The following is a 10,638-nucleotide window of genomic DNA, read 5'->3' on the forward strand; positions in this document are numbered from 1 at the left end:
CTGCTGTAGTGGCTTATTGTTTGAATCCCAATAAGCCAACTTTCCAAAATATGTTAAAAGGCTAAGTGGATTTCATCGAACTCAGGTTATTTATATTTTCTTCTCATTAAACTCTAAAAGTATTAAAAATATGAGGGTTTCTACACATTGATTCAGTAGCGTCGATGTGAGATCAAAATCCTTCAGACAAGAAAAACCCCAGCATCCTGCTGGGGTTTTTCATATTGGTTGTTCGGTATAACTCCTGTCTTACCTTACTCTTTTTATGCCTATCTCTTGTTATTCTCTGGAATATCCTATTCCTGATAGCTCATCATAGAAAAACTTTAGTCTTCCAGATAGCCGTCAAAGGCCAAGTTTGATGTGAGTCAAAACCTACAAAACAGTCCCAATTCATCGACTAGTAATAAGAAATTCAGATCTAAGAATCTGAATCACCAGATAAAAAACCAAGATTAAGTGTTTTTAGGCGTTTTAATGATTGAATATTAGAAATCAGTTTAAAAATAGATGAATTGTTAAAGTATCTATTTTTAATGCTTTATAGCTTAAGCCTTCCCTTCCCACCCCAAAAAATAGATAAATAATCATCTTTTCATTATATTCAATGAAAGCCCCCCTGCTCTTTGTGAAGCGTAGTTATAGTGATAATAAAGAACGATCGAGTAAAAAAAGAGAATTAAGCTTATGACATACTCAAATGAAAAAATAGTAAAAGCCCTCTTGCTTGCTCCGGTACCCTTACTTTTCTTCACTGCATTGTTTTTTATCATGATGAATCGTGAATATGACTTATATTCTATTTTCGTTGTTTTTATAGGGCATGGTCTGGTTTATTTAGCCTATTGCATTTTAACAGTTCCTTTCAGCTTTTTACTCTCTGCTACTTTAAATCGCTATAATCTGCTTAATTTACTCACCATCTGTATTAGCACTCTCTTCATTGCCACGCCATTTTTTATTCTTTTTTCCTGGACTCATACAGGCCAAATTCCTGAGCAATGGTGGAAAATGTATAGCAATATTTCCACTATTTTAATGGCTCTATTTCCCGGCATCTGTTATTGGGTATTTCTTATTGGCCTAAAAGATAAAAAAGTACAGCGTATTAAGCACACGGCTTAATCAAACCCCTTCCAATTAGGCTTTTTTATGATTTATCAGCTTGCACCCTTTTGCTGGTAATGCTCAATTATTCAAAAAAGTAAAACCTGGCCAAAGCGCCAAAGAAAAACTCATCTCACATAGCCACGTCTTGCTAAATTTTGTAGAATAGGGCTTTTCCTGCCATGGTGCGTTTTATGACTGCTTGGACTGCTCACGTTACTGTCGCGACTGTCGTTGAAAAAGATGGAAAATTTCTGTTTGTCGAAGAACATACAGAAGCGGTTAGCCATACTGTATTCAATCAGCCTGCCGGTCATGTGGAAGCAGGTGAAACCATTGTCGAAGCAGCTATTCGTGAAACTCAGGAAGAAACCGGCTATCAGGTTCAGATCACCGATCTGATCGGTATCTATACTTATACTCCGCCCATGTTTCCAGATCGGACCTACTACCGTTTCTGCTTGAAGGCCGAAACGATAAGTTATGATGAACAGGCTGAACTCGATACCGGTATTGTGCGTGCAGTCTGGATGACGCCAGATGAACTGATTGAAACAGCCCGTGCCCGTAGCCCCTTAGTACTAAAAGCGGTGCAAGATGCTCAGGCAGGAAAACGCTATCCTTTATCGCTCATTTACGAGCACCAGAATTCTCCCTTAATTTCAAATTTGGATGCCTAATCCCATGCAACAACGTGTCATCGTCGGTATGTCTGGTGGTGTAGACTCTTCTGTTTCTGCCGCATTACTTCTTCAACAAGGTTATCAGGTTGAAGGTCTTTTCATGAAAAACTGGGAAGAAGATGACGGCACGGAATATTGTACAGCCATGGAAGATCTGGCAGATGCACAAGCCGTTTGTGACAAGATCGGCATCAAGCTGCACACTGCCAACTTCGCCATGGAATACTGGGACCGCGTATTTGAACATTTTCTGGCGGAATATGCAGCTGGTCGTACCCCTAATCCGGATATTCTGTGCAATAAAGAAATTAAATTCCGTGCCTTTTTAGATCATGCGGTGAATTTAGGCGCAGACTTTATTGCAACCGGCCATTATTGCCGCCGTGGTGAAACCATGACCAATTCTAAAGGTGATCAGTATGCGCCTTTACTACGCGGTGTAGATAACAACAAAGACCAGACTTATTTCCTGCATGCTGTGCATGGTCGTGAAATCAACAAGACCTTATTCCCGGTAGGTGAAATTGAAAAGCCGGAAGTCCGTAAAATTGCGGAAGAACTGGGTCTTGTAACAGCCAAGAAAAAAGATTCAACCGGCATCTGCTTTATTGGTGAGCGTCGTTTTAATGACTTCTTGAAGCAGTATTTACCAGCTCAACCTGGAAAAATCGTCCTTGAGGATGGCAAAGAGGTTGGTGATCACCACGGCTTAATGTACTATACGCTCGGTCAACGCGGCGGGATCGGTATTGGCGGTATGAAGGGTGCAGAAGAAGGTGCCTGGTTTGTACTGCATAAAGATATTGAAAACAACCGTCTGGTGATTGGTCAGGGTCATGAACATCCACTCATGCACAGCACCATGCTGTGGAGTGAAGCCATTGAATGGGTTGCAGGTGAACAGGACATTCCTGAATCGGGTTTCTGCTGTACGGCAAAAACCCGCTACCGTCAGCCTGACCAAGCCTGTACTATTTATAAAGACCCGAATACACCAAATGGTGTACGCGTTGAATTTGATGAATCACAGCGTGCAGTGACACCAGGTCAAAGTGTTGTGTTTTATTCAGGTGAAGTATGTTTAGGGGGCGGCGTGATTCACCACACCAATGCTCCTAAACCGGATTTTATTGCATAAGGATGGTCTCGGCATGGCAGAGTTACCGTTTCAACAGCCTCAGACTCTGAATATTCGCCAAAATCGTGTGTTGGCGTTGGCGGCAGTTTTTCAGGCCACCCAGCTGACGCATATGACAGCGATGACGGGCCAGCAGAGTATTGGTGAAAGCGGTAACTTTTATTTTGAACAGTTGATTAAAGCCAGTTTAAATATTCGTCCCAGTGGTCAATCCAATACCCAAACCCTGGACTTCTTTAATCAGCTGGCCGATATTTCCCTCGGCTTAAAGGCTTTAGAAAGTAGTATTACCCAGCCCTTTAATACCTCGCCGAAATCCAGATTACCTAAACTTTCCAATACCAAACTTCCGATGTCCTATGCCATGGCGCTATTACAATTAGAAAAAAAAGTGTATAGCAATCCCAAGTTTGTTGAAATTATTGAACAATCTCAACAGAAAATTTTAAGACAGCTCTCTTTCTTTGATAATAATTATATGCATCCCAGCATTATTGCCAATCTTGCCCAAACCTATGTAGAGACTGCCGGACAGATTAATCCGCGCATCATGGTACGAGGCAATGCTCAGGCTTTCAAAGATTCAGGTCATACCAACCGTATTCGTGCATCCCTGTTTACCGGCTTGCAAATGGCGCATTTATGGCGCCAGCTCGGCGGCAGCTCATGGGGCATGGTCTTTGGTAAACGCAAGTTACTTCAAGATATTCAAAATCTGGCACGTCTTCAGTTTCAGGTGACTTAACCGAGCTGATGCGCTTTTCATTTTTCGTTTAATTCCAAGATCTAAGGAATCAATATGAACGCTTTAACTGCACTTTCTCCACTAGATGGACGCTATGCGAGCAAATGTGATGCTCTCCGTCCTTTTCTTTCTGAGTTTGGTTTAATCCATGCTCGTGTAACTGTTGAAGTGCGTTGGTTACAAGCGCTTGCAAACCATCCTGAAATTACTGAAGTTCCAGCTTTTTCAGCTGAAACAAATGCTGCACTGGATGCTATTGTTAGCAACTTCTCTGAAGAGAATGCCAACCGTATTAAAGAAATTGAACGTACCACCAACCATGACGTAAAAGCGGTTGAGTACTTTTTAAAAGAACAGATTGCCCATATTGATGAACTGAAAAATGCTGGTGAGTTCATTCACTTTGCCTGTACTTCTGAAGACATTAATAACCTGTCTCATGCGCTCATGTTGAAAAATGGTCGTGAAGTGCTGATCAATGCCATGCAGCAAATCATTGATTCAATCGTTGCTTTGGCAGAACAGCATGCCGAACAACCAATGTTGTCACGTACCCATGGTCAAACTGCAAGCCCAACTACGCTGGGTAAAGAAATGGCGAACGTGGCTTACCGCCTTGCACGTCAAATCAAACAGTTCCAAAATGTTGAATTGCTAGGTAAAATTAACGGTGCAGTGGGTAACTACAATGCTCACCTTTCAGCTTATCCAGACATCAACTGGCCTGCTCACTCACAAGCATTTGTTGAGTCCTTAGGTTTAACCTTCAATCCGTACACCACGCAAATTGAGCCACATGATTACATGGCCGAGCTTTTTGATGCGCTACGTCGTTTCAATACGATCCTGATCGACTTTAACCGTGACGTTTGGGGCTATATCTCTCTCGGTTTCTTCAAGCAGCGCTTAAAAGAAGGCGAAGTGGGTTCTTCAACCATGCCGCACAAAGTTAACCCGATCGACTTTGAAAACTCTGAAGGTAATCTGGGTATTGCAAACGCTGTTCTTGCTCACCTGGGTGAAAAACTTCCGATTTCTCGCTGGCAACGTGACTTAACTGACTCAACTGTACTGCGTAACATGGGTGTGGGTTTTGCACAAAGCTTAATTGCTTTTGAAGCTTGCTCTAAAGGAATTGGTAAACTTGAATTGAATGCTGACCGTATTCTTGAAGACTTAGACAATGCTCAAGAGGTTCTGGCTGAACCGATTCAAACTGTAATGCGTCGTTATAATGTTGAAAAACCGTACGAAAAATTAAAAGCTCTTACTCGTGGTCAAGCCATGACTCGCGACATGATGGTGGATTTTGTAAATGGTAACGAATTAGAAGCTGTACCTGCTGCTGACCGTGCCCGTTTAGCTGAAATGACGCCAGCAACTTATACGGGTAATGCAGCAGCTCAAGCAAAACAAGTAAAAGAACTGATTTCTAAAATCTAAACTAAGTTAGATTGAAAAAAAACGAAGCCGAGGCTTCGTTTTTTTATTATAATTCCATCAATACATCACTGAAAATAATAAGATGATTGAATATCAACTTAGCTTAAAACACTGGCTGAGCTTAGGTTTCTTCGCCATTGCGCTTGTGCTTGCGAGTATTCAACCGCTCGAGTTATTTGCTTATATGCTTCATCAGGCCGGTACAGTTTTGATGCTGATTGCCCTGCTGGTAAGCTTCAAAAAAATTGGACTCAGTTTCTCCTGTTTTATTTTTTATCTGCTTTTTTTATTGATTCATATGATCGGGGCACACTATCTTTATTCTTTTGTTCCCTATAATGACTGGATTCAACAGCTATTGCATTTGGATTTAAATCAATTCATGGGCTGGTCACGTAATATGTATGATCGTCTGGTTCATATTGCCTACGGTCTATTGCTCTACCCTTTTTTCTATCGCCTGTTTCAGGTCTGGCTTCCTACACTGAAACCCAAGGTGCTTTTCCTGCTGGTAATTCAATTTGTTATTGCTACTAGTCTATTGTATGAATGGATGGAATGGTGGATTGCCGTCAGTTTATCTCCTGAAGAAGCGGAAAATTATAATGGGCAACAGGGTGATATCTGGGATGCGCACAAAGATATGTTACTGGCAACCATTGGCGCCATCATTACCGGCCTAATTCAACTATTACACGGCAATAAAAAAGCACTCGATTGAATGCTTTTAATTCTCAATAATTTATTTAGCGGTGTGATTCATAGAGATCGTTTCACTTTAGACAAAAGCCCAGCTTGGGTGTTGTAACTCGTCTAGATCCATCCTCACATGGGTTAAATCAGCCATCTGCACAGATTGCAAAACTGCCATCGGCTCAGTTGATTTCTCTGCTAATGCTCTCTCTGCTGCGGAGTCATCCATCACCACTTTATCTAAATTCAGTGACTCTAAATCAATTTCGGTTTGATTAAACGAAATCTCATCATCGCGACTTAGCAGTGAATGAATATCGAACTCTTGCTCTTCAACAGCATTTATCTCGGTTTGGGCAGAATCGTTCAGTAGTAACTCTAAAGCCACAAGCTGTGAAGCTGCACTGGTCAATTCCTCATTAACACCTGTAGTATCCGCCAATAGCGTTTCCGGGTCTGCAGCTTCTACAGTAAATTCAAATGCAGCACTTTTATCGCTGATGTTTCCTGCAAGATCGGTTTGACTGAATGAATAGCTATATTTCCCAGGGTCCAAGTCAAGTTCAGGTGTATAGGTCCATTTACGGTCCGCCCCCACTTCAACAGTGGCAATCGCTACGCCATTTTGATAAATGGTAATCGTTGCATATTTCTCACCTGTTCCTTCAAAAACAGGAGTACCATCTTGAGTGCTGCCACCGGATTTAATGGAAACTTCACTCTCACCCGTATCATCATATACTTTAGATAAAAATGGTGCAGAGGGTGCTTCAGTATCTTTGCTGCCTCTTATATCGATCGGATCAGATTGATTACCCGCTGCATCGATAGCATATACTTTGGCAAGCTCGCCATCTGTCAATGCAGGTGAGAGTTTAATTGTATAGTTTCCATCATCATCCACTGTACCAAAGCCCAACAAACTATTACCTTTTCGAATTTCAATTCTTGAACCTGGCTCTGCTTGACCGGTTATTTCAGTACCTTGTTCATTTAACGTTACACTAGGTGCATCGGGTGCAATATTATCTTGACCTGCAGTAATATCCATCGGTTTGGAGGTATTGCCCGCTGCATCTTTAACCGTAATACTGGCTGTTTTTCCTTCTGCCAATGCCGGGTTTAATATGATTTCAAAATCGCCCTGATCATTGGCTTGGCCCCTGCCAATCAGGTTGCCATTGCTATCTTTAATTTCAATTGTTGAATTTGCTTCTGCCTGCCCTTTAAGCGAGCTGCCATCTTCTTTGACTTCAAATTTAGGCTGATCAGGTGCTAATGTATCTTGGCCAATTTCAACACTACTCTCTTCTGAACGATTTCCTGCTTCATCTTCAACAACCACTTTTGCAGTTTCTCCGGGCTTGAGTGCAGGCTTGACAGACAGGCTAAAACTCCCGTCTGGCGCAACAGTCACTGGTCCAAGTTCTCCATCTGCTGTATATAAATAGACTTTTGTACCTGCTTCTGCATAACCGAATACCATACTCCCATCATCATTCACTTGAGCATTGGCTGCCTCAGGCGCAAGGGTATCTTTGTTTCCTGTCACCACTTGTTTTTGTGATTCATTCCCGGCCGAATCTTTTGCAAATACCTCAACCTTTTCACCATCTGTAATCGGGCGATCTAGAGTGATTTCATAATTACCATCACTATCTGCCTGTGCTTGACCCAGAATTTCCCCCTTGGCATCTTTCACGTAAACGGTTGAACCAGCTTCCGCCTGTCCTGTAATGACTTTTCCGTCCTCATCTAACTTAGCTGTTGGTTTAATGGGCGGAATTCGGTCGATATTTTTATCTTTGCTATCCCCATCATCTTTAAATGCCACCAAATATGCTGCTTCAGCTGCAAGAACGGCTAGACCTGCCTTTAATAGCGAAGGAGAGTCATCTTCCTCTGGAGGAGTGGTTGGATTGGCAGTAGCGGTTTGCATTTGCGTATTGCTATCAGGCGCTACTGTTTCTGAGCGGACATTTTGCAGCTTTTCATTGACAGGCGTGTAATCAATAAATTCACCATGAATATCAAACTCGGCCTGTTCATATTCGCTGAGTGTCCCATTAAATAATAAAATATTATTTTCACCAATATCATCTATAAAGAAGTTTTCAATGACAATGACCTGACCATTTTTCAAGGTAATAATACAATTATTTTCAGCACGTGTGAGTGAGGCAATATCCTCTTTATGCATGGCAACTTTTACATAGGAGGGCTGTATTAAATTGACCTTTGCAGTCTGTGAGTTATGTAATACAGTGTGGCTAGATTTTGCAATCACAATGATTCTAGTCATTTTTCCCTCGGTATTTTAAGGCTTTTTTAAGTTTTCTGAATAATAAACAAGTATTCAGACAGCACCGATTAAAATAGCAAAATTACCATTAAGGAACAATTAAAACTGTGATTAATCTATTATTTCATAGGCAGCTTATTCAATATAAATCCAAGACATAAAAAAGGTCAGTAATGACTGACCTTTTTTATGAACCTAAGCTGAGTAATATTAAAATTTCGGATCACGCATTTGTACTACATTAGAATTTGCCTTAAGCAAAGCTTCCATTACCTTGTGCATGACAACAGGAACCAAGCCATCTGCCATTTGTGCAGCTTGCAAACCGAGCTTTTCCCCCAAAGTCGGTTTACGACGCGTCTCAATCACATAGATATCATGTTGTGCCAATAAACCCAGCAAGTATTCATCTGAAGTTTGCAGTTTATTAACCAGATTCAGATCCAGCGCATCTTTTCCATACCAGTGCTCACCAGTCGCCACTTTCTCAACATTCAGTTGAGGACGGTACTTTTCAACAAAGTGTTTAAATAATTCGTGAGTTTGCTGTAACTCTTCTTCAAATTTGGCTTTACCTTCAGCGGTATTTTCACCAAACATAGTTACGGTGCGCTTGTACTGACCCGCAGTATACAATTCAAAATCAATTTTATTGTCTTTGAGCAAACGGTTGAAATTCGGTACCTGAGCCACTACACCGATTGAGCCTACAATCGCAAACGGCGCCGATAAGATTTCATTGGCGATACAGGCCATCATATAACCGCCACTGGCTGCAACTTTATCGACACACACCGTCAGATTAAAACCGGCATCTCGTAAACGCACCAATTGCGCAGCAGCCAACCCATAACCATGTACCATACCACCTGGACTTTCCAGACGTACCACCACACGATCACGCCCTGCTTTTGCAGTGGCCAAAATCAGGGTAATTTCTTCACGTAAACTTTCTACTGCTGAAGCCGCAGTATCCCCTTTAAAGTCGAGTACATAAATTTTTTGATTGTTTTTTTTACGTATACGGGCTTCTTTTGACAATTGTTGAGTTAATTGCAAAAGCTCCAGTTTAGAAGCCGTAGTTTGCGCGATTTTTTTGCGTTGTTCATTAATTCGCGCGTTTAAATGGCTAATACGAATTTCTGCAGGCAATTTCGGCGTATGAAATAACATAAAAAATATATTCTCAATTTAATTCGGTTTATACCCTTAGATTAGGTCAATACGGGTATTTTTCAATAGTTATTTAAAGTCTGTTGACAATTCATCTATATTCGCGATCTGAGGGATATCTCGCAAGATTTTTAGCTGATATGAAGCATCAGACAAGAAATTCTGTCATTTTAAAGGTATGACTCATCACCAGATAACAGCAAAAACCAGTGACTTGTGTTCGGTTTAGGCACGAATATATGCCCCATTGCCTCGCACCCTGCAATATAGGGAATGCCAAATAAAGAGTGAAAGATTGCGATTTGGTTTTTAAGTTATCTTCTTCTAAAAATTGTAGAGAATAATGATGGTGAGGTCATTCTTTTAATTATCACAACAAAAAACAGAGCACGACGGCTCTGCTTTTCAATAGTTGAGATAAGCAAAGATTAACCAAAACGACCAGTAATGTACGCTTCAGTCAACTGATGATCCGGCTGGGTAAAGACTTTCTCAGTCGAATTGACTTCAATCAGATCACCTAAGTGGAAGTAAGCTGTACGGTCAGATACACGCGCGGCCTGTTGCATTGAATGCGTCACAATCGCAATCGTATACTGGGTAGAGAGCTCGGAAATCAGCTCTTCGACTTTGGCCGTTGCAATCGGATCCAGCGCTGAACATGGCTCATCCATTAAAATCACTTCGGGTGACACTGCAATAGTACGTGCAATACATAAACGCTGTTGCTGACCACCAGATAGACCCGTACCCGGCTGATTCAGACGGTCTTTGACTTCATTCCACAAGCCTGCTTTATGCAAACTGTTTTCTACAATTTCTTCCAGATCATATTTATCACGCGCCAGACCATGTAATTTAGGTCCATAAGCGACGTTATCAAAAATGGATTTTGGAAACGGGTTTGGCTTCTGGAATACCATCCCTACTTGTGCACGCAGCAGTACAACATCCAGATTCGGATCGTAAATATCCTGATTATCCAGCATGACCTTGCCCGTAACCCGACAGCTATCAATCGTGTCATTCATACGGTTTAAGGTACGCAGAAATGTAGATTTACCACAGCCCGATGGACCAATAAAAGCAATGACCTCATTTTCATAAATGTTTAGATCAATGCCTTTAATGGCTTCGGCTTCACCATAGTACACATGTACATCCGAAGTGCTGAGTTTGACATTACTGTTCTTGGCTTGCTGTTTATTTTCCGCATGAGTATCGAACTGCGAAATAAAAGAAGTCGTTGGCTTTTGTGTACTAGAATCTGCGGTAAATTGCGTATGTTGTGGATTCACAGACGGATCCTTTTCTAAGGTATTCAAGGTTTCATTCATTACAATATTCATTATTT

Annotated in this window: 9 protein-coding genes; 6 read left to right on the forward strand and 3 right to left on the reverse strand. The window is 41.4% G+C overall.

Annotation, left to right across the window (positions count from 1 at the left end):
• Window positions 1-687 precede the first annotated feature (687 nt).
• The 6 genes from NI461_RS10165 (at window position 688) to NI461_RS10190 (ending at window position 5,837) form a co-directional block, all read left to right on the forward strand.
• Complete coding sequence (locus tag NI461_RS10165) at window positions 688-1,125, forward strand: hypothetical protein (protein WP_151203890.1); 438 nt, start codon at window positions 688-690, stop codon at window positions 1,123-1,125.
• A gap of 176 nt (window positions 1,126-1,301) precedes the next feature.
• Entirely contained in the window at window positions 1,302-1,787 is a 486-nt protein-coding gene (locus NI461_RS10170) for an NUDIX hydrolase (protein WP_151203891.1), read from the forward strand.
• A gap of 4 nt (window positions 1,788-1,791) precedes the next feature.
• A complete protein-coding gene (gene mnmA / locus NI461_RS10175; protein WP_253157184.1) occupies window positions 1,792-2,928 on the forward strand; it encodes a tRNA 2-thiouridine(34) synthase MnmA in 1,137 nt (378 codons plus the stop codon).
• A 13-nt stretch (window positions 2,929-2,941) separates the two neighbouring features.
• Complete coding sequence (gene hflD, locus NI461_RS10180) at window positions 2,942-3,673, forward strand: high frequency lysogenization protein HflD (RefSeq protein ID WP_151203893.1); 732 nt, start codon at window positions 2,942-2,944, stop codon at window positions 3,671-3,673.
• Window positions 3,674-3,727: 54 nt separating this feature from the next.
• Window positions 3,728-5,116, forward strand: coding sequence for an adenylosuccinate lyase (purB, locus tag NI461_RS10185; RefSeq protein ID WP_253150540.1), 1,389 nt, complete (start codon window positions 3,728-3,730; stop codon window positions 5,114-5,116).
• Window positions 5,117-5,198: 82 nt separating this feature from the next.
• Window positions 5,199-5,837: a DUF2238 domain-containing protein gene (locus tag NI461_RS10190; protein WP_253157186.1), complete on the forward strand. Its 639-nt coding sequence runs from the start codon at window positions 5,199-5,201 to the stop codon at window positions 5,835-5,837.
• A gap of 57 nt (window positions 5,838-5,894) precedes the next feature.
• Here NI461_RS10190 and NI461_RS10195 read toward each other — a convergent pair whose 3' ends face one another.
• From NI461_RS10195 to pstB, 3 genes are all read right to left on the reverse strand, one after another.
• On the reverse strand, window positions 5,895-8,111 hold the full coding sequence (locus NI461_RS10195) for an Ig-like domain-containing protein (protein ID WP_253157188.1): 2,217 nt from the start codon (window positions 8,109-8,111) through the stop codon (window positions 5,895-5,897).
• A 210-nt stretch (window positions 8,112-8,321) separates the two neighbouring features.
• The gene (gene sohB / locus NI461_RS10200; RefSeq protein ID WP_253157190.1) at window positions 8,322-9,284 is read right to left on the reverse strand and encodes a protease SohB; all 963 of its coding nucleotides are present in this window, start codon (window positions 9,282-9,284) and stop codon (window positions 8,322-8,324) included.
• 428 nt (window positions 9,285-9,712) lie between these two features.
• Entirely contained in the window at window positions 9,713-10,633 is a 921-nt protein-coding gene (gene pstB, locus NI461_RS10205) for a phosphate ABC transporter ATP-binding protein PstB (RefSeq protein ID WP_151203899.1), read from the reverse strand.
• Window positions 10,634-10,638 lie beyond the last annotated feature (5 nt).

Origin of the sequence: Acinetobacter sp. S4400-12, assembly GCF_024129495.1 — a bacterium.
Lineage (GTDB): Bacteria > Pseudomonadota > Gammaproteobacteria > Pseudomonadales > Moraxellaceae > Acinetobacter > Acinetobacter lwoffii_C.

Coding starts and splice junctions, on each gene's coding strand:
- NI461_RS10165 (WP_151203890.1), top strand. CDS start 688: ATGACATACTCAAATGAAAAAATAGTAAAAGCCCTCTTGCTTGCTCCG.
- NI461_RS10170 (WP_151203891.1), top strand. CDS start 1,302: ATGACTGCTTGGACTGCTCACGTTACTGTCGCGACTGTCGTTGAAAAA.
- mnmA (WP_253157184.1), top strand. CDS start 1,792: ATGCAACAACGTGTCATCGTCGGTATGTCTGGTGGTGTAGACTCTTCT.
- hflD (WP_151203893.1), top strand. CDS start 2,942: ATGGCAGAGTTACCGTTTCAACAGCCTCAGACTCTGAATATTCGCCAA.
- purB (WP_253150540.1), top strand. CDS start 3,728: ATGAACGCTTTAACTGCACTTTCTCCACTAGATGGACGCTATGCGAGC.
- NI461_RS10190 (WP_253157186.1), top strand. CDS start 5,199: ATGATTGAATATCAACTTAGCTTAAAACACTGGCTGAGCTTAGGTTTC.
- NI461_RS10195 (WP_253157188.1), bottom strand. CDS start 8,111: ATGACTAGAATCATTGTGATTGCAAAATCTAGCCACACTGTATTACAT.
- sohB (WP_253157190.1), bottom strand. CDS start 9,284: ATGTTATTTCATACGCCGAAATTGCCTGCAGAAATTCGTATTAGCCAT.
- pstB (WP_151203899.1), bottom strand. CDS start 10,633: ATGAATATTGTAATGAATGAAACCTTGAATACCTTAGAAAAGGATCCG.